The 18,104-nt window shown below is 72.6% G+C and carries 15 protein-coding genes and 1 pseudogene; 7 read left to right on the forward strand and 9 right to left on the reverse strand.

Translation table 11 applies throughout. The features are described from left to right. Together ABTY20_RS14370 and ABTY20_RS14375 are read right to left on the reverse strand one after the other, a co-directional pair. Positions 1 to 286 (reverse strand): annotated as a pseudogene (locus tag ABTY20_RS14370) (M23 family metallopeptidase); the annotation flags it as partial. 374 nt (positions 287 to 660) lie between these two features. Beyond that, entirely contained in the window at positions 661 to 1,923 is a 1,263-nt protein-coding gene (locus ABTY20_RS14375; protein WP_351997305.1) for an SLC13 family permease, read from the reverse strand. A 98-nt stretch (positions 1,924 to 2,021) separates the two neighbouring features. Here ABTY20_RS14375 and ABTY20_RS14380 point away from each other — a divergent pair, with 98 nt between their 5' ends. Both ABTY20_RS14380 and ABTY20_RS14385 read left to right on the forward strand, forming a co-directional pair. Further along, the gene (locus ABTY20_RS14380) at positions 2,022 to 5,153 is read left to right on the forward strand and encodes a sacsin N-terminal ATP-binding-like domain-containing protein (protein WP_351997306.1); all 3,132 of its coding nucleotides are present in this window, start codon (positions 2,022 to 2,024) and stop codon (positions 5,151 to 5,153) included. Positions 5,154 to 5,320: 167 nt separating this feature from the next. Beyond that, positions 5,321 to 6,100 (forward strand): calcium-binding protein, encoded by a 780-nt coding sequence (locus ABTY20_RS14385; protein ID WP_351997307.1) that lies wholly within the window; start codon positions 5,321 to 5,323, stop codon positions 6,098 to 6,100. Between the two features lie 78 nt (positions 6,101 to 6,178). On the opposite strand, the gene ABTY20_RS14390 is transcribed toward ABTY20_RS14385, so the two are convergent. Together ABTY20_RS14390 and ABTY20_RS14395 are read right to left on the reverse strand one after the other, a co-directional pair. Then, positions 6,179 to 8,581 (reverse strand): cation-translocating P-type ATPase, encoded by a 2,403-nt coding sequence (locus ABTY20_RS14390; protein ID WP_351997308.1) that lies wholly within the window; start codon positions 8,579 to 8,581, stop codon positions 6,179 to 6,181. A gap of 123 nt (positions 8,582 to 8,704) precedes the next feature. Then, complete coding sequence (locus ABTY20_RS14395; RefSeq protein ID WP_351997309.1) at positions 8,705 to 9,004, reverse strand: DUF2530 domain-containing protein; 300 nt, start codon at positions 9,002 to 9,004, stop codon at positions 8,705 to 8,707. A 215-nt stretch (positions 9,005 to 9,219) separates the two neighbouring features. Here ABTY20_RS14395 and ABTY20_RS14400 point away from each other — a divergent pair, with 215 nt between their 5' ends. Beyond that, entirely contained in the window at positions 9,220 to 10,671 is a 1,452-nt protein-coding gene (locus ABTY20_RS14400) for an NCS2 family permease (protein ID WP_351997310.1), read from the forward strand. A 64-nt stretch (positions 10,672 to 10,735) separates the two neighbouring features. On the opposite strand, the gene ABTY20_RS14405 is transcribed toward ABTY20_RS14400, so the two are convergent. Continuing rightward, positions 10,736 to 10,918, reverse strand: a complete 183-nt coding sequence (locus ABTY20_RS14405; RefSeq protein WP_351997311.1) for a ribbon-helix-helix protein, CopG family — start codon at positions 10,916 to 10,918, stop codon at positions 10,736 to 10,738. A 154-nt stretch (positions 10,919 to 11,072) separates the two neighbouring features. Between ABTY20_RS14405 and ABTY20_RS14410 the strand changes: the two genes are divergently transcribed. From ABTY20_RS14410 to thpR, 3 genes are all read left to right on the forward strand, one after another. Further along, positions 11,073 to 11,510 (forward strand): MarR family winged helix-turn-helix transcriptional regulator, encoded by a 438-nt coding sequence (locus ABTY20_RS14410; protein WP_351997312.1) that lies wholly within the window; start codon positions 11,073 to 11,075, stop codon positions 11,508 to 11,510. 36 nt (positions 11,511 to 11,546) lie between these two features. Further along, positions 11,547 to 12,911, forward strand: coding sequence for an MFS transporter (locus ABTY20_RS14415; protein ID WP_351997313.1), 1,365 nt, complete (start codon positions 11,547 to 11,549; stop codon positions 12,909 to 12,911). A 208-nt stretch (positions 12,912 to 13,119) separates the two neighbouring features. Continuing rightward, entirely contained in the window at positions 13,120 to 13,692 is a 573-nt protein-coding gene (thpR, locus tag ABTY20_RS14420) for an RNA 2',3'-cyclic phosphodiesterase (protein ID WP_351997314.1), read from the forward strand. A 120-nt stretch (positions 13,693 to 13,812) separates the two neighbouring features. Here thpR and ABTY20_RS14425 read toward each other — a convergent pair whose 3' ends face one another. From ABTY20_RS14425 to ABTY20_RS14435, 3 genes are all read right to left on the reverse strand, one after another. Next, entirely contained in the window at positions 13,813 to 14,805 is a 993-nt protein-coding gene (locus ABTY20_RS14425; RefSeq protein ID WP_351997315.1) for an aldo/keto reductase, read from the reverse strand. Positions 14,806 to 14,810: 5 nt separating this feature from the next. After that, on the reverse strand, positions 14,811 to 15,395 hold the full coding sequence (locus ABTY20_RS14430) for a Uma2 family endonuclease (RefSeq protein WP_351997316.1): 585 nt from the start codon (positions 15,393 to 15,395) through the stop codon (positions 14,811 to 14,813). Between the two features lie 107 nt (positions 15,396 to 15,502). Further along, positions 15,503 to 16,180 (reverse strand): GDSL-type esterase/lipase family protein, encoded by a 678-nt coding sequence (locus tag ABTY20_RS14435; protein WP_351997317.1) that lies wholly within the window; start codon positions 16,178 to 16,180, stop codon positions 15,503 to 15,505. 88 nt (positions 16,181 to 16,268) lie between these two features. Between ABTY20_RS14435 and ABTY20_RS14440 the strand changes: the two genes are divergently transcribed. Next, positions 16,269 to 17,243, forward strand: a complete 975-nt coding sequence (locus ABTY20_RS14440; protein WP_351997318.1) for a WD40 repeat domain-containing protein — start codon at positions 16,269 to 16,271, stop codon at positions 17,241 to 17,243. A 27-nt stretch (positions 17,244 to 17,270) separates the two neighbouring features. Here ABTY20_RS14440 and ABTY20_RS14445 read toward each other — a convergent pair whose 3' ends face one another. Next, on the reverse strand, positions 17,271 to 18,035 hold the full coding sequence (locus ABTY20_RS14445; RefSeq protein ID WP_351997319.1) for a TetR/AcrR family transcriptional regulator: 765 nt from the start codon (positions 18,033 to 18,035) through the stop codon (positions 17,271 to 17,273). Between the last annotated feature and the right edge of the window lie 69 nt (positions 18,036 to 18,104).

The raw sequence follows: 18,104 nt of genomic DNA on the forward strand, positions 1-18,104 counted from the left end.
CGGCCATGACCGTGGTGCCGGTCGGGACGGCGTAGTCCTGGCCGCTGTGCTTGTGCGCCCACATGCCGCCGTTCTGCGCGAAGCTCGCGGACAGCCTGTAGCTCTTGACCGGGTCGACCCAGGACGCCTGCTGCTGGACCGAGGCGGCGGGCGCGGCCGTGTTCTCGGCGGCGGTCGCGGCCCCGACTCCCAGGACGACCGTGGCGCCCATGCCGGCGGCCAGGACGGCCGCTCGGGTGCGGGCCGGGGACGTGAAGGAGAGACGGGACGTGACGCGCTGGAACATCGAAACCTCGTGGGGGAGGGGACGGGGGGAGCCACCGGCGGAACGGGTCCGTGCCGTGGTGGCTGTTCCTTGGTACCGGCCTCCGGGCAAAAGCCGCAAAGGTGTGACCTACGACGAAAGGTCGTACTCCGGGCATGAGACGCACGTCTCTTGACGGGTGGGTGCGGACGGGGCGAAAGCCCCCATTTCAAGCCGATCGATCGGGCTTGCGCACCAAATGTCCGTTTTGTTTTCCCTCGCTTTTCCACTACCCCGGGTAGTACCGGACGTTTCCCCTGTGCGGCTTGTCACCGGGAGCCCGGTCCGGACGCCCGGTGCGTGTGGCCTGCGTCTCCGGAGATCCGGCTCCGCCTCCGTCCCGGCACGGCGGCGGGTCAGCCGCCCAGCAGCTCCAGCGAGACCCACAGCGCCACCGTCGACGCCAGCAGCGCCGCGGGGACGGTGGCCAGGCCCAGCAGGGTGAAGCGCCGGAGGCTGACCTCGTGGTCGTGGTGGTGGGCGATGCGGCGCCACAGGAGGGTGGCCAGGGAGCCCGCGTAGGTGAGGTTCGGGCCGATGTTGACGCCCAGCAGGACCGCGAGGACCGCGCCGGGGCCGGACGGCGCGGCCAGCGGGACGAGGGCGAGGACCGCCGGCAGGTTGTTGACCAGGTTGGCCAGCAGCGCCGCCAGCCCCGCGAGGGCCAGCAGGGCGGGCAGGGACGTGCCGTCGGGCAGGACGGTGCCGAGGGCGTCGCCCAGGCCCTGGTCCAGGACCGCCCGCACGACCACGCCGAGGGCGAGGACGAACGCCAGGAACGGCAGGTCGGCGGAGCGGACGATCGCGGCCGGGGTGGTGTGGCGGCGGGCCAGGGCGCGCACCGCCAGCACGGTCGCGCCGGCCGCCGCCGCCCACGCCGGGTCGATGCCGGCCGCGGACGCCACGGCGAACCCGGCGAGCGTGGCGGCCACCGTCACCAGGGCGAAGAGCGGCGGTTCCACCGGCCCCTCCGGCACCTCGGGCGCGGTGGGCGCCGCGTCGAGGTCGGCGGCGAAGAAGCGGCGGAAGACGACGTACTCCACGGCGATCGCCGCCAGCCACGGCAGGGCCATCAGCAGCGCGAAGCGGGTGAAGGTCAGCCCCGTGGCGGTGAACGCGAGCAGGTTCGTCAGGTTCGACACCGGCAACAGCAGGGACGCCGTGTTCGACAGGTGCGCGCCGGCGTAGACGTGCGGGGCGGGCCGGGCGCCCATACGGGTGGCGGTGGCGAACACCACCGGCGTCAGCAGCACCACCGTGGCGTCCAGACTGAGCGCGGCGGTGATCAGCGAGGAGAGGGCGAAGACCGCGCCCAGCAGCCTGCGCGGCCGGTGGCGGGACCAGCGGGCCATCCAGGCCCCGCAGGCGTGGAAGAGGCCCTCGTCGTCGCAGAGCCTGGCGAGCACCAGCACGGCGGCGAGGAAGCCGATCACCGGCCCGAGCCGGACGGCCTCCTCGTGGACCGCCTCCAGGGGGATCGCGCCGGTCGCGATCACCACGCCGGCCGCGGGCACCGCGAACGCCGCCTCCGGCCAGCGGAACGGGCGGACGACGGCACACACCAGCACCACGACCAGCGCGGCGACGGACAACGACTCGAGCAGCACGGTTCCGATCATCCACGGGGGGCGGTGCGCCGCGGACACCGCGTCGCCGGAACGCCGCGGGGCGGTACCTTCGACCTCACGCCGACGAGGGCCGATGAGGAGAGATGAACGTGAGCAAGTTCGTACGGCCCGCCGCCGAGGGAGCCGACCCGTTCGGCACCGCCCGTCTGCGGCGCGGAGTCCTGGACGCCTGGGCCACCAGCCCCGCCCGCTTCCGTGAGGACGCCAACGCCGAGGAGGACCTCGTCCTCGGCGGCTACCGGGACCGCCTCGTCGTCGAACTCGCCCAGAACGCCGCGGACGCCGCCGCCCGGGCCGGCGTGCCGGGACGGCTGCGGCTCACCCTGCGCGACGGCGTCCTGGTCGCCGCGAACACCGGGGCCCCGCTGGACGCGGCCGGCGTCGAGTCGCTGTCCACGCTGCGGGCCTCCGCCAAGCGGGACGCCCCCGACCGGTCCGTGGGGCGGTTCGGCGTCGGCTTCGCCGCCGTCCTGGCCGTCACCGACGAGCCCGCCGTCGTCGGACGGCACGGCGGGGTGCGCTGGTCGCTGGCCGAGGCCCGCGAGCTCGCCGGCGACACCGCCCGGCACAGCCCCGGCCTGGGCGACGAGATCCGCCGCCGGGACGGTCACGTGCCGCTGCTCCGGCTGCCGTTCGCCGCCGAGGGCACCGCGCCCGACCCGTACGACACCGCCGTCATCCTCCCGCTGCGCGACACCGCCGCCGCCGATCTGGCCGAACGGCTGCTGGACGCCGTCGACGACGCCCTGCTGCTCGCCCTGCCCGGCCTGGAGGAGGTGGTCGTCGAGACCGGGGACGCGCAGCCCCGCACGGTGAGCCGCCGCACCGAGGACGGTCTCGTCGTCGTCGAGGACTCCAGGGAGGGCACCACCCGCTGGCGCACCGCCGCCGCGCACGGCCCGCTCACCCCCGACCTGCTCGCCGACCGGCCGGTCGAGGAGCGGCTGCGCCCGCACTGGTCGGTCACCTGGGCCGTGCCCGTGGACGCCGACGGCAGCCCCGCCCGGCCCCGCACCCGCCCCGTCGTGCACGCGCCCACCCCCAGCGACGAACCCCTCGGCGTGCCCGCGCTGCTCATCGCCTCCCTCCCGCTGGACTCCACCCGCCGGCACGCGGCCCCCGGCCCGCTCACCGACTTCCTGGTGCAGCGCGCCGCCGACGCCTACGCCGAGCTCCTCGCCGACTGGCGCCCGGTGACCGCCGGGATCATCGACCTGGTGCCGGGCCCGCTCGGCAAGGGCGAACTGGACGGCGCCCTGCGCCGGGCGGTCCTCGACCGGCTGCCCCGCACGTCCTTCCTGCCGCCCGCCGTCGCACCGCTCGGACGGGACGACGACTCCGACCTGCCCGAGTCCCTGCGGCCCAGGGACGCCGAGGTCGTCGAGGGCGCGGGCGCCGACACCGTACGGGTGCTGGCCGAGGTGCTCCCCACCCTGCTGCCCGCCGGTCTCGAACGCCGCGCGGAGCTGCGCACGCTGGGCGTGGCCCGGGTGCCGCTCACCGACGCGGTCGACCGGCTGGCCGGCCTGGAGAAGTCCCCCGACTGGTGGCGGCGGCTGTACGACAGCCTCGCCGGGGTCGACCCGGACCGGCTGTCCGGGCTGCCCGTGCCGCTCGCCGACGGCCGGACCACCATCGGGCCCCGGCAGGTGCTGCTGCCCACCCCCGACGAGGTCTCCCCGGACGTCGAACTCCTCGCCCGGCTCGGGCTCAAGGTCGCCCACCCGGACGCCGCCCACCCCCTCCTGGAGAAGCTGGGCGCGCTCCCCGCCACCCCGCGCGCCGTGCTCACCACCCCGCAGGTGCGGGCCGCCGTCGCCGCCTCGCTCGACGACGAGGGCGGGGTGAACTGGGAGGAGGACGCCCCGGACGCCGAGGAACTCGCCGACACCGTGCTCGGCCTGGTGCGCGACGCCGGACTCGAACCCGGCGACGAGCCCTGGCTGGGCGCCCTCGCCCTCCCCGACGAGGACGGCGAGCTCTCCCCGGCCTGCGAGCTGGTCTTCCCCGGCGGCCCGTTCGCACGGGTCATGCGCGAGGGCGAACTCGCCGCCGTGGACGGCGAACTGGCCGACAAGTGGGGTGAACAGCCGCTGGCCGCCTGCGGGGTGCTGGTGGACTTCGCGCTGGTCCGCGCCACCGACGTGGTCCTCGACCCCGACGAGCTGGAGCCCCGCGAGGGGGACTACGCCGAACCCGACGACGCCGGCCTGCTGGACGCCGTGGACGTGTGGAGCGAGGACGTCCTGGACCGCTTCCCGGACAGCCCCGTCCCGCCCGTCGCCACCGAGATCGTCGCCGTGCGCGACCTGGACCTGGTGGACGACGACCGCTGGCCGCAGGCCCTCGCCCTGCTGTCCCGGCCCCCGCTGCGCGACGCGCTCGTCCAGCCGGTGCGGATCCTGCTGCACGACGGCACCCACGAGGTCGTGCGGCCCTACACCGCGTGGTGGCTGCGCGGGCACCCGGTGATCGGCGGGCGGCGCCCCGCCGGACTGCGCGCGGCCGGCGGCGACCCGCTGCTGCGCGGTCTGTACGACGAGGCCGACGCGACCGGGTTCGAGGACGAGCAGGTGCTGCGCGCGCTGGGCGTACGGACCTCGGTGGCCGCCCTGCTCGACGAGCCCGGCGGCGCGGCGGAGCTGCTGGACCGCCTCGCCGACCCCGACCGCCCCGTCACGGCCGCCCAGCTGCACGCCCTGTACGGCGCGCTCGCCGAACTGGACCCCGAGCAGGTGACCCTGCCGGACGAACTGCGCGCGGTGGTCGACGGACGGGTCGAGGTGGTGGACGCCGCCGACGCGGTGGTCGTCGACTCGCCCGACCTGCTGCCGTTCACCTCCGGCGTGCCGCTGCTGCCGGTACGGCCGGCGCGCGCCGCCGAGCTGGCCGAGCTGTTCCAGGTGCGGCGGCTGAGCGAGTCCGTCACCGGCCGGGTGGACTCCGAGGGCGCCGAGCACGACGTGCCGGAGCCGGTGCGGGTGCTGCTGGGGCCGCGCACCCCGGCGTCCTACGTCGAGCACGGGGAACTCGTCGTCGACGGCGTGGAGATCGACTGGCGCCTCACGGACGACGGCGTGCTGCACGCCGCGACCCTGGAGGGCGTGGCCGCGGGCCTCGCCTGGGCGGCGGGCCAGTGGCCCCGCCGCTTCGAGGTGGCGGCGCTGCTCGAAGACCCGTCCCGCACCGAGGAGTTGGCGCGGGACCGCTGGTTCGACTGAGCCCGGGGGTCGTCGCACAAATTTTTCACTTCTCGTACAACCATGGGGGCGAGTGGTGCATCTGATCATGTGAGTCAACAGACTCCACGATCATTCGGGGTCCCGGCCGACGACGAGCCGTACGAAACGACCAGTGTCGGGGCCCCCTTCTCCAACGTGGGGAACACATGCGTATGCGTGCCACCGTGGTCGCCCTCAGCGGCGCCCTGGCCCTGTCCGCCCTCGCCGTCCCGGCCGCGCAGGCCGACGACATCGAAGGCGACACCAAGATCTCCAACGTGGTGGTCAACGGCGGCAAGTCCGTCGTCGTCGGCGCCACCGCCGCGAAGAAGGTCACCGTCACCTTCACCGCCACCGACAACTCCGGTGTCGACTGGGCGCAGGCCATCCTGTTCCACGGCTCGACCATCGAGACGTCCGACAGCGGGGCCGTCGCCGACGGCAAGGACGGCGAGGCCACGTGCACCAAGGTCAACGCCACGACGTCGACCTGCAAGTCCACCTTCACCCTGGAGCCGGGCTACGAGCTGAACAACTCGGTCGCCGGCACCTGGAAGACGTGGGCCCTCGCCGCGGCCAAGGACGCCGACTTCGTGCAGAAGGACAACGCCAAGAGCTTCAAGGTGCAGCGCGCCTCCAAGCTCACCGTCAACGCCTCCCCCGAGCCGGTGAAGAAGGGCAAGACCCTCACCGTCACGGGCAAGCTGTCCCGCGCCAACTGGGAGACCGGCAAGTACGCCGGCTACAGCGGCCAGTCGGTGAAGCTGCAGTTCCGCAAGAAGAGCTCCAGCACCTACAGCACGGTCAAGACCATCAAGACCAACTCCAAGGGCGAGCTGAAGACCACGGTCAAGGCCTCCGCCGACGGCTACTACCGCTACTCCTTCGCGGGCACCTCGACCACCCCGGCGGTCAACGCCACGGGTGACTTCGTCGACGTGAAGTAAGCGCGTGCGGCACCCCGCGTCCCTCCGGGGGCGCGGGGTGCCGTCGTGCCGTCGTGCGGCCCCGCGCGGCCGCGGGCGTCACGCCGGGACCCGCCGGTCCACCCACCGCCACGACACTTCCAGCACCCCCGCCGCGAGGACCGCGATGGCGGTCGCCGTCCACGGCATGGTCATGCCGACCAGGCGCAGCGCGAAGAACTCCTGCAGCCACGGCACCGCCAGCACCACCAGGAACGCCCCGCCCATCGCCGCCACCAGGCCGATCCGCCACCAGGTGTACGGCCGGGCGACGATCGCCAGCACCCAGAGCGAGATCAGGAACAGCGTCAGCGTCGCCGCGCTCGTCTCCGCCTCCAGCGAGCCCGCACCGGTGTAGTGCTCCCGGGCGACCAGGTACGACGCGAAGGTCGCCAGCGCGGCCAGCACCCCGCCCGGGATCGCGTACCGCATGACCCGCCGCACGAAGTGCGGCCGCGCCCGTTCCCGGTTGGGGGCGAGGGCCAGGAAGAACGCGGGGACGCCGATGGTGAGCGTGGACAGCAGCGTCAGGTGGCGCGGCAGGAACGGGTACTCCACCTGCGAGATCACCACCAGCACCGCCAGCAGCACCGAGTACACCGTCTTCACCAGGAACAGCGTCGCGACCCGGGTGATGTTGCCGATCACCCGGCGTCCCTCCGCCACCACCGACGGCAGCGTGGCGAAGCTGTTGTTCAGCAGCACGATCTGCGCGACCGCCCGGGTGGCCTCCGAACCGGAGCCCATCGCCACGCCGATGTCCGCGTCCTTCAGCGCCAGCACGTCGTTCACGCCGTCCCCGGTCATCGCGACCGTGTGGCCGTTGGACTGCAGCGCGCCCACCATGGTCCGCTTCTGCTGCGGGGTGACCCGCCCGAACACCGTGCCCTCGTCCAGCGCGTCGGCCATGGCGTCCCGGTCGGCGGGCAGCCGGCGCGCGTCCACCGCCGTGCCGGACAGGCCCAGCTTGGCGGCGACCGCGCCGACCGACACCGCGTTGTCGCCGGAGATGACCTTGGCGCGGACGTCCTGTTCGGCGAAGTAGCGCAGGGTGTCGGCCGCGTCCGGGCGCAGCCGCTGCTCCAGCACCACCAGCGCGGCCGGCCGCACCCCCCGGGCGGCCTCCGGGTCGTCGACGTCCACGCCGTCGCGGGCCCGGGCGAGCAGCAGCACCCGCAGCCCCTGCTCGTTCATCCGCCCGGTCTCCGCCAGCGCCGGGTCGTCGGCGTCCAGCAGCACGTCGGGCGCGCCCAGCAGCCAGGTCACGGCCTTCCGCCCCGGGCTCTCCTCGAACGTCGCCCCGCTGTACTTGCGGGCGGAGGAGAAGGGCAGGGTGTCGGTCAGGCGCCACCCGGTGGTGTCCGGGAAGGCGTCGATGAGCGCCTGCAGGGAGGCGTTCGGGCGGGGATCCGCCGAGCCGAGCTCGCCCAGCACCCTGCGCAGGTACGCCTCGTCGCCGTCCCCCAGCACCCGCAGCCCGGTGACGTCCATGCCGCCCTCGGTGAGGGTGCCCGTCTTGTCCAGGCACACCGTGTCGATCCGGGCGAGGCCCTCGATCGCGGGCAGCTCCTGCACCAGGCACTGCTTGCGGCCCAGCCGGACCACCCCGATCGCGAAGGCGACGGAGGTGAGCAGCACCAGCCCCTCGGGGACCATCGGCACGATCCCGCCGACCGTGCGGGCGATCGAGTCCTTCAGCTCGTCGTCCTTGACCACCAGCTGGCTGACGACCAGGCCGATCGCGGTCGGGACCATCATCCACGTCACGTACTTGAGGATCGTGGAGATGCCCGAGCGCAGCTCGGAGCGGACGAGGGTGAAGCGGGACGCCTCCTCGGCGAGCTGCGCCGCGTACGCCTCTCGCCCCACCCGGGTCGCCTGGAAGGAGCCGCCGCCCGCGACGACGAAGCTGCCGGACATGACCCGGTCCCCCGGCTCCTTCACCACGGGGTCGGCCTCGCCGGTGAGCAGGGACTCGTCGATCTCCAGGCCGTCCGCCTCGGCGCACACCCCGTCGACGACGACCTTGTCGCCCGGCCCGATCTCGATCAGGTCGTCCAGCACGATCTCGGAGGTGCCGACCTCCCTCGCCGTCCCGTCCCGGCGCACGGTGGGCCGTGCCTCGCCGATCACCGCGAGGGAGTCGAGGGTCTTCTTCGCCCGCCACTCCTGGACGATGCCGATGCCGGTGTTGGCGAGGATCACGAAGCCGAACAGGCTGTCCTGGACGGGCGCGACCACCAGCATGATCACCCAGAGCACGCCGATGATCGCGTTGAACCGGGTGAGGACGTTCGCGCGGACGATCTCGGCGAGGGACCGGCTGCTGCGCACCGGCACGTCGTTGACCTGCCCGCGGGCCACCCGCTCGGCCACCTCCGCGGCCGTCAGCCCGGTCACCGGTGAGGTGACCGCGGCCGGGCGCGCGGCATCGGCCCGGTCATCCTCCTCGAGATGTGTCATGCGTTCGACGGTACGTGCGGATCCGGCGGTCCACCCACCCGATGGGCCGAAGATCCGACCGGGGAGGGACGGCCGTAGTGCCGTGGTCGTACGGCGGTGGCGCGGACGGCAGTTGGGGCCGGTTCAGTCGGCGGACGCGGCGGGGGAGCGGTCCGGTTCCGGCGCCGCGTCCGCCCGGACCCGTTTGAGGGCGGCGTCGCGCCTGCGGACGTACCAGATGCCGATGAGGCCGAGCCCGCCGCCGGCCAGACAGGTCCACACCCACCAGGTGTGGCCGTGGTCGTCGAACCAGCCGTAGAACGGCAGCTGGACCAGGAACAGGGCGAACCAGATGAGCGTGCCGCCGACGATGGTGGCGACCACGGGGCCCTCCAGGGGCTCCGGCGCCTCGTGCTCGGGGGATCCCGAAAAAAACCCGGCCATGCCGACAAGCTTACGAGGAACCCGGGACGTGACGGGGACCGCATGGACCGCGTGGACCGCGTGACGGGGACCGCAGGGGGTCACGGGGGTCTACGCGCGGAGATAGCGTGGGCGGCGTTATATGTTCATACTGAATCCGTTTGTCTCTGACCGCTTTCATTCGTAGAAAACACCAAAGGGCTTCGGGGGGCGCCCACCGGTGATGAGGTCTCCGCATGTCCCCGTCGGCCACCACCAAGGCCCCCGTCCCCGAGCAGCCGGGGTCCGGTGCCGCGTCCGGCGCCCTCGACCGCCACTTCCGGATCTCCGAGCGCGGCAGCACCCTGTCCCGTGAGGTCCGCGGCGGTTTCGCCACCTTCTTCGCGATGGCCTACATCATCGTGCTGAACCCGATCATCCTGGGCAGCGCGAAGGACATGTACGGCCACCAGCTCGACAACGGCCAGCTGGTCACCGCGACCGCCCTGACCGCGGCGTTCACCACGCTGCTCATGGGCGTCATCGGCAACGTCCCGATCGCGCTGGCCGCCGGTCTGGGCGTGAACTCGGTCGTCGCGCTCCAGCTCGCTCCGCGCATGTCGTGGCCGGACGCCATGGGCATGGTGGTGCTGGCCGGTTTCGTGGTCATGATCCTGGTCGCCACCGGTCTGCGCGAGCGCGTGATGAACGCCGTGCCGCACGGTCTGCGCAAGGCCATCGCCATCGGCATCGGCCTGTTCATCATGCTGATCGGCCTGGTCGACTCCGGTTTCGTCACCCGCATGCCGGACGCCGCCCAGACCACCGTCCCGCTCCAGCTCGGCACCGGCGGCCACCTCGAGGGCTGGCCGGTCCTGGTCTTCGTCCTCGGCACGCTGCTCACGCTGGCGCTGATCACGCGCCGGGTGCCCGGCGCGATCCTCATCTCGATCGTCGCGATGACGGTCGTCGCGGTGATCGTCAACGCCGTCGCCGACATCCCGTCCTGGGGCCTGACGACGCCCACCTGGCCCGGCAACCCGCTCGCCACCCCCGACTTCGGCCTGATCGGACAGGTCAGCCTGTTCGGCGGCTTCTCCGAGGTCGGTGTGCTGACCGGCGTCCTGTTCGTCTTCACCGTGCTGCTGTCGTGCTTCTTCGACGCGATGGGCACGATCATGGGCGTCTCGGACGAGGCCAGGCTGACCGACGCGCAGGGCCAGATGCCCGGCATCAACAAGGTCCTGTTCATCGACGGCGTCGCGGTCGCCGCCGGCGGCGCCAGCTCCTCCTCGGCCACCACCGCCTTCGTGGAGTCCACGGCCGGCGTCGGCGAGGGGGCGCGGACCGGCTTCGCCAACGTCGTCACCGGCGCGCTGTTCGCGGTGGCGCTGTTCCTCACGCCGGTCGCCACCATGGTCCCGTCCCAGGCGGCCACCCCGGCGCTGGTCGCGGTGGGCTTCCTGATCATGGCGGGCTCGGTCAAGGGGATCGACTGGGCCGACCACACGATCGCCGTCCCGGCCTTCGTGACGATGGTGATGATGCCGTTCACCTACTCGATCACCAACGGCATCGGCATGGGCTTCATCACCTTCGTGGTGCTGCGGCTGGCGGTCGGCCGCGGCCGGGAGGTGCCGCCGGCGATGTACGTGGTGGCGGCGGTGTTCGCCTTCTACTACCTGATGCCGGCGCTGGGCCTGACCTGATCCCGCGCCGCGGAGCCCGCGGGGTCCCGCGCCGCCGGGCGCGCGCGACCCCGCGCCACGGGGCTCACGGGACCCCGTAGAACTTCTCCGTCTCCTCCACGGCGGCCCGGAACCGCTGGTCGAAGTCATCGCGCATGAGCGTCCGGACGACATAGTCCTGGACGCTCATGCCGCGTTTGGCGGCATGGTCACGGAGCCGTGCGAGCAGTTCGTGGTCCATGCGCAGGCTGAGCACCTCGGTCCGCATGGGCACGAGCGTTGCCGCACAAGACGGTGCGGTGGGGGAGGTTTCGCGGGTGGATCACTCGAATGGGTGATCTTGTGTGACAGTGGTGGGAGTCACGGCCGGGGGCACGACCCCCAGTGGTCTTTAGCGAGAGTAATGAGTTACGCTAAAGAACATGCCGGACTTCAGCCATGGCGACGACGCAGCCGCCGTGAACGCCCTCCGATCCGCCGTGACGCGGCTGTCCCGTCGGCTCAAGCACCAGCGCGTCGACGAGTCCCTCAGTCCCACCGAGATGTCGGTGCTGGGCACCCTGGCCCGCTGCGGCCGGGCCACCCCGGGCGAGCTCGCCCGCAAGGAGCACGTCCAGCCGCCGTCGATGACCCGCATCGTGGCCCTGCTGGAGAGCAAGGGGCTGGTCCGCCTGGAGCCGCACCCCGACGACCGCCGCCAGAAGGTCGTCACGCAGACCGAGCGGGCCGAGGCGATGCTCGAGGAGAGCCGTCGCAAGCGGAACGCGTTCCTCGCCACGCTGGTCGGGGAACTGGACGACGACGAGTGGGCGAAACTGCGCGCCGCCGCCCCCGTGCTGGAGAAACTGGCGCACGTCTGAGCACACGGCACAACGGTACGTAGGAGGCGAACCCTTTTGAGTACGGGATCCGGAGCAGCTTCCGCCCCCGCACCTGACCACCGCGACGCCCTGGCCGCCCCCGACACCCCCGCCCGCAGGACCTCGATGTTCTCCTCGCTGCGGATCAGGAATTACCGCCTGTTCTTCGCCGGCCAGGTCGTCTCCAACATCGGCACCTGGATGCAGCGCATCGCCCAGGACTGGCTGGTCCTCAGCCTCACCGGCTCCTCGGCCGCCGTCGGCATCACCACGGCCCTGCAGTTCCTGCCGATGCTGCTGTTCGGCCTGTACGGCGGCGTCCTCGTCGACCGCCTGCGCAAGCGCCCCACGCTGCTCGTCACGCAGATCGCGATGGCCCTCACCTCCCTCGCGCTCGCCGCCCTCACCCTGACCGGGCGGGTCGAGGTCTGGCACATCTACGTGGCCGCCTTCGCCCTCGGTCTGGCGACCGTCGTCGACAACCCGGCCCGCCAGTCCTTCGTCTCCGAGCTGGTCGGCCCCGGCCAGCTGCAGAACGCGGTCAGCCTCAACTCCGCGAACTTCCAGTCCGCCCGCCTGGTCGGCCCCGCCGTCGCGGGCCTGCTGATCACCGGCGTCGGCACCGGCTGGGCGTTCCTCCTCAACGGCCTGTCCTTCGTCGCGCCGCTGGCCGGCCTGATGATGATGCGCGCCCGCGAGCTGCACCCCGTCGAGCGCGCCCCGCGCGGCAAGGGCCAGCTGCGGGAGGGCGTGCGCTACGTCACCGGACGCCCGGAGTTGATCTGGCCGATCGTCCTGGTCGGCTTCATCGGCACCTTCGCCTTCAACTTCCCCGTCTACCTCTCGGCCTTCGCCGACGACGTCTTCCACGGGGGCGCGGGCGTCTACAGCATGTTCAACACCCTGATGGCGGTCGGCTCCGTCTCCGGCGCCCTGCTCGCCGCCCGGCGCGGCACCGCCCGGCTGCGGCTGCTGATCGTGGCCGCGATCGCGTTCGGCGCGCTGGAGATCCTGGCCGCCGCGTCGCCGCGGCTGTGGATGTTCGCCCTGATCATGGTCCCGCTGGGCCTGTTCTCGATGACGGTCAACGTCACCACCAACACCAGCCTGCAGATGGCCACCGACCCGGTCATGCGCGGCCGCGTCATGGCCCTCTACATGATGGTGTTCCTCGGCGGCGCCCCGGTCGGCGCCCCGATCGTCGGCTGGATCACCGACACCCACGGCGCCCGCGTCGGCTTCGCGGCGGGCGGCGCGATCGCGGTGGCCGCGGCGTCCGTCATCGGCCTGATCCTGGCCAGGGTCGGCGGCCTGCGCCTGTCGGTGGCCTGGCGACGCGGACACCCGTGGGTGCGGTTCGTGCCGAGGGAGCGGCAGGAGGCGCTGACGCCGGTGTCCTGACGGCGGACCGCACCCCGGCCGCGGTCAGTCCCGGGGGAACTCGTCGGTCCTGAGGAGCTCTCGGCCATCTCGATCCTGTCTTCGAGGACGGTCATCGTGGCGCTCCTCCCCGGCTGCCGCTCGATGCGCACAGCCGCGCGGTACAGCGATACGCACGGTGACCAGGACACGCGTGAGCGTACGTACGTTCTCCTGTGAGACTGGACCCATGAGACTCTTCGCCGCCGTGCTGCCGCCCGAGGACGTGCTCCAGGAGCTCGCCGCCGAGGTGGCGGAGGTGCGGAAGCTGCCCGGGGCGGACGGGATGCGGTGGACCGGGCGGGCGGGATGGCACTTCACGCTCGCCTTCTACGGCGAGGTGGACGACGGGCTCGTGCCGGAGCTGGCCGCGCGGCTGGAGCGGGCGGCGGCCCGGACGGACCCCTTCGAGCTGGCCCTGTGCGGCGGCGGCCAGTTCGGGCGCGGCAGGGTGCTGTGGACCGGCGCGGAGGGGGACCTGCGCACCCTGCGGCTGCTGGCCGGGCGGGCCGAGGCCGCGGCGCGCAGGGCGGGCGTGCCGATGGAAGGGCACCGGCGGTACCAGGCCCACCTGACGGTGGCCCGCAGCCGGGACGCCGTCGACGTGCGGCCGTACGTCGAGACCCTGCGCGCGTTCCGCGGCCGGACCTGGACCGTGGACGAGCTGGTGCTGGTGCGCAGCCACCTGCCGGCCTCCGGGGTGCCGGGCGCACAGCCCCGCTACGAGGCGGTCGCCCGCCGGGCGCTGGGCGCGGCCGGTTAGGCTCGACGGCGTGGACCCGAAGACCCGAAACCGGATCATGGCCGGTGCGCTCGTGCTGATGTTCGTCGTGGTGGTGCTGGCGGCGGCGCTGGGCAGATAGCGCCGCCACCGCACGCGCCGCTACCAGGCGAAGGCCTCCGGCGACGGCCCGGGGCCCGGGAAGATCTCGTCCAGCGAGGTCAGCAGCTCCTCGCTCAGCTCCAGCTCGACCGCGCGCAGCGCGGAGCCGAGCTGCTCGGCCGTGCGCGGACCGACGATCGGGCCGGTCACGCCGGGCCGGGTGAGCAGCCAGGCCAGCGCGGCCTCGCCGGGCTCGACGCCGTGCTTGTCGAGCAGGTCCTCGTACGCCTGGATCTGCGCCCGGGACGACGGATCGGCGAGCGTGTCGGCGGCCCGCCCGGAGGCGCGCCGGCCGCCCTGGACCTCCTTCTTGATCACACCGCCCAGCAGCCCGCCGTGCAGCGGCGACCACGGGATGACCCCGAGGCCGTACTCCTGGGCGGCCGGGATGACCTCCATCTCGGCGCGGCGCTCGGCGAGGTTGTAGAGGCACTGCTCGCTGACCAGGCCGATGGTGCCGCCGCGCCGGGCGGCGATCTCGTTGGCCTGGGCGATCTTGTAGCCGGGGAAGTTCGAGGAACCGACGTAGAGGACCTTGCCCTGCTGGACCAGGACGTCGATCGCCTGCCAGATCTCCTCGAACGGAGTGCTGCGGTCGACGTGGTGGAACTGGTAGACGTCGATGTAGTCGGTCCCCAGCCGCTTCAGCGAGGCGTCGACCGCCCGCCGGATGTTCACGGCGGACAGCTTGTCGTGGTTGGGCCACGCCTCGCCGTCGGGGCCCATGTTCCCGTACACCTTGGTGGCGAGGACGACCTTGTCGCGGCGGTCGCCGCCCTTGGCGAACCAGCTCCCGATGATCGATTCCGTACGGCCCTTGTTCTCGCCCCAGCCGTAGACGTTGGCCGTGTCGAAGAAGTTGATGCCGGCGTCCAGCGCGGCGTCCATGATGGCGTGGCTGTCGGCCTCGTCGGTCTGCGGACCGAAGTTCATCGTCCCGAGGACGAGCCGGCTGACCTTGAGTCCCGTGCGTCCGAGCTGTGTGTACTTCATGGTCATCAAGCCAACGACTTGGAGTGCGCTCTATGCAAGAGGAGTCGGTCGCGGGGGAAGCCGTCGGTCTTGAGGACGGGGCCCGCAGGGGTGGCCGTCATGTCGACCTCGCCGCCGTAGCCGACGGAGGTGTCGCTCACGCAGGCGCCGTTCCCGGGGTGGGTGAACAGGCGGCACCTGCGGACATGGGGATCGGCGATCAGGTGGACCGGCGCCTCCGCGAGGGCGTACGCGGCCTTCTCGGATGCGTGGTCGTTCTGCGCCGTGCCCTTCGAGACGACTTCGGCGACGAACTCCACGTCCTGGTGGCGCCACTCGCCCCTGCCGTCCTTCCGCGCCCCGTCCCTGATCTTCGCCACGTCCGGGCAGAAGCCGTTCCGGTGGCCGGGGAAGTCGATGCGGACGTCCGAGAGCAGTCCGGCCTGTCGTCCGAACCGGTCCTCCAGGGCCCAGAGGATCATGCGAATGGTTTCCCGGTGGATGTCCCGCTGCGGCGCCCTGTGGACGGCCCCACCGACGATTTCGACCTTGTACCCCTCGGGGACGGGCATCCTCTCGAGCCGCTGGAACATCTCGTCGAGGACGGTCATCGTGGCACTCCCCCCGGCCGCCCACGGACGAGTGCTGCCGCGCGGTACAACGATACGCACGGTGAACAGGGCACGGGGTGGGGCGCACACGCCAGAGCCCCGGGCGGCTATGCCGTCCCGTACGGCCCGCCCAGGTCCCACTCCCGCCACATCGCCTCCGCGAAGGCTCCCGCGATTCTGTGCTCGCCGCTCTCGTTGGGGTGCGTGCCGTCGTAGGTGTCCGTGTGGAAGTCGTACGCGGCCGGCGGCGGGACCAGCAGCAGCGGCGAGCCCGGTGCGTCGAGGTCGGCGAGGGTCTTCGCCAGGAGCTCGTTGAAGTGGGCGACCTGTCCGGCGAAGGCCGGGTCGGCCTCCACCCGGATGTTGCGGACCACCGGCATGACGGCCATGCGGACGCGCGGCCGGGCGGCCCTCGCCTCCGCGACGAACGCGCGGACGTTCTCCGCCGTCTGCTCGGCGTTGGTGTAGAAGCCCAGGTCGATCAGGCCCAGCGACACCAGGAGCACGTCCGCGCGGCAGGAGCGCACGGCCTCGCCGATCAGCGGGGCCATGTGGTGCCAGCCCTCGCCCCAGCCGGCCAGGTGGGCGCGGGGGAAGCCGGGGTCGGCGTACGCGTACGAGGTGGGGGCGTCCGTCACCGGGTCGTGCAGCGCCTCGCGCGGGCCGACCAGGGTGAAGGGGCCGCCGTACGCCGTGCACAGGTGCTGCCACAGCCGGTAGCGCCAGGTGTGTTCACCCGCGCTCCCGATCGTCATCGAGTCGCCGACGGGCATGAACCTGAGCACACGGTCATCATGGACGATCGGTCCGGGCGTCGCGATGTGAGACCGGACACCACCCGTGAAGTGCGTTGAACAATGGCACCCTTGGCACATGCGCCGACCCCTCGCCCTGATCGCCGCGACCCTCCTCACGGGTGCGCTCGCCGTGCCCGCCGCCCTCGCAGTCGACGGCGACGAGGGCTTCACCATCAAGGACCCGCGCATCACCGAGTCCAGCGGACTCGCCGCCTCCCGCCTCCACCCCGGCGTCTACTGGACCCACAACGACCAGGACGAGGGGCCCTACCTGTACGCCGTCGACGGCGGTACCGGCGAGACGGTCGCACGCGTCGCGCTCTCCGGCGTCGGCACGCTCCGCGACGTCGAGGCGATCGCCGTCGGACCGGGCAACCGGATCCTCGTCGGTGACATCGGGGACAACCTCGGCGGTACCTGGCCCCACGTGTGGATCTACGAGCTGCCCGAACCGACGGAGTTGAAGGACCGGACGGTCCGGGCCACGCAGTACGTCGTGAAGTACGAGGACGGTGCCCGCGACGCGGAGTCGATGGTCGTCCACCCGAAGACCGGGCGCGTGTACATCATCGACAAGAAGGAGGACGGCGGGCACCTGTACGAGGGCCCGGCGAAGCTCTCCGCCTCCGGGACGAACGTCTTCCGGCCCACCGCCCCCGTCGACCTCTGGGCCACCGACGCCGCCTTCTCCCCGGACGGCGAGCGGCTCTCCGTGCGCGGCTACCTCGGCGGCATCTGGTACGACTGGAACGGCGGCGAGATCCGGCGCGGAGGGCGGATCAGCGTGCCCCTGGGGCAGGGCGAGTCCGCCACCTACACCACCGACGGCAGGAAGCTGCTGCTCGGCATGGAGGGCGCCGGGAGCCGCGTCGAGGCCGAGGACGCGCCCGGGGGCGGCGGAGAGCCGGGGGCGGGTGCCGAGGGCGGGAAGGGCGGCGGCGACGCCGGTGACGGGAACGGTGACGGGAACGGGGACACCGTCAAGGTCGTCGTGGTGGCCGCCGTCGCCGCGGTCCTGTTCGGGCTGGTGCGGCGGCGCCGCCGGGGCTGAACCGGCCGTCGGCCGGGCGGGGCGCCGTCACCGTGCCGTCCGCCGGGCGACGAACACCTCCAGACCGTCCAGGATGCGCTGGAGGCCGAACTCGAAGTGGTCGAAGTCGGTGCCGAAGGTGTCGTCGGAGAGCCCGGCCAGTACGGGATAGCGCCCGCTGTTCATGGCCCGCTCCAGGTAGGGATGCTGGGCGTCCCAGAACTGCGCGTCCGTGAGCCCCGAGCTGCGCTCGGCCTCCTCCTGGTAGCGCTGGGTGCGGGCGGCCCCGGCCACGTATCCGTCGATCATCATGATCGCCGACATCAGTTCGGGGTCGGACAGGCCCATCGGCTTGATCCGGGAGAGCACCGTCTCCAGGCCGTCCAGGGCGTTCGGGCCGAGGACCGGGCGGGACTGGTTGACCTCCAGCAGCCAGGGGTGCCGCCGGTAGAGGGCGAGGGTGGCCCGGCCCAGCGCCTCCAGGGCCGACCGCCAGTCGCCGTCGCCCAGCTCCCCGGGGTCGTGCGGCTGCTGCACCCGCTCCAGCATCAGGTCGAGCAGTTCGGCCTTGCCGGGGACGTAGCGGTAGAGGGACATCGTGCCGGTGCCCAGTTCCGAGGCGATCCGGCGCATCGACAGCGCGCCGATGCCGTCCCGGTCGGCGACCTCGACCGCCGCCTCCACGATCCGCTCCAGGGTCAGCCCCGGCTTCGGGCCCCGGCTGGGCCGCTGTCCGGTGCCCCACAACAGGTCGAGGGTGCGCGCGAGGTCGCCGCCGCCGCTGGTCTCCGTACCGCTTCCGCCGCTGCTCATGCAGGCAGTCTAGGTCCGCGCGAAAAAACTGAGTACGTCGTACGCGCCATCGGGTACGGTGTACCCGGT

Source organism: Streptomyces sp. NPDC126497, assembly GCF_040302425.1.
GTDB lineage: Bacteria > Actinomycetota > Actinomycetes > Streptomycetales > Streptomycetaceae > Streptomyces.

Excerpts from the sequence above, each read along its gene's own strand:
- ABTY20_RS14405 (WP_351997311.1), bottom strand. The coding sequence starts at position 10,918 with ATGCGGACCGAGGTGCTCAGCCTGCGCATGGACCACGAACTGCTCGCA.
- ABTY20_RS14430 (WP_351997316.1), bottom strand. The coding sequence starts at position 15,395 with ATGACCGTCCTCGACGAGATGTTCCAGCGGCTCGAGAGGATGCCCGTC.
- ABTY20_RS14385 (WP_351997307.1), top strand. The coding sequence starts at position 5,321 with ATGCGTATGCGTGCCACCGTGGTCGCCCTCAGCGGCGCCCTGGCCCTG.
- ABTY20_RS14375 (WP_351997305.1), bottom strand. The coding sequence starts at position 1,923 with ATGATCGGAACCGTGCTGCTCGAGTCGTTGTCCGTCGCCGCGCTGGTC.
- ABTY20_RS14395 (WP_351997309.1), bottom strand. The coding sequence starts at position 9,004 with ATGGCCGGGTTTTTTTCGGGATCCCCCGAGCACGAGGCGCCGGAGCCC.
- ABTY20_RS14400 (WP_351997310.1), top strand. The coding sequence starts at position 9,220 with ATGTCCCCGTCGGCCACCACCAAGGCCCCCGTCCCCGAGCAGCCGGGG.
- ABTY20_RS14425 (WP_351997315.1), bottom strand. The coding sequence starts at position 14,805 with ATGAAGTACACACAGCTCGGACGCACGGGACTCAAGGTCAGCCGGCTC.
- thpR (WP_351997314.1), top strand. The coding sequence starts at position 13,120 with ATGAGACTCTTCGCCGCCGTGCTGCCGCCCGAGGACGTGCTCCAGGAG.
- ABTY20_RS14390 (WP_351997308.1), bottom strand. The coding sequence starts at position 8,581 with ATGACACATCTCGAGGAGGATGACCGGGCCGATGCCGCGCGCCCGGCC.
- ABTY20_RS14410 (WP_351997312.1), top strand. The coding sequence starts at position 11,073 with ATGCCGGACTTCAGCCATGGCGACGACGCAGCCGCCGTGAACGCCCTC.
- ABTY20_RS14440 (WP_351997318.1), top strand. The coding sequence starts at position 16,269 with ATGCGCCGACCCCTCGCCCTGATCGCCGCGACCCTCCTCACGGGTGCG.
- ABTY20_RS14445 (WP_351997319.1), bottom strand. The coding sequence starts at position 18,035 with ATGAGCAGCGGCGGAAGCGGTACGGAGACCAGCGGCGGCGGCGACCTC.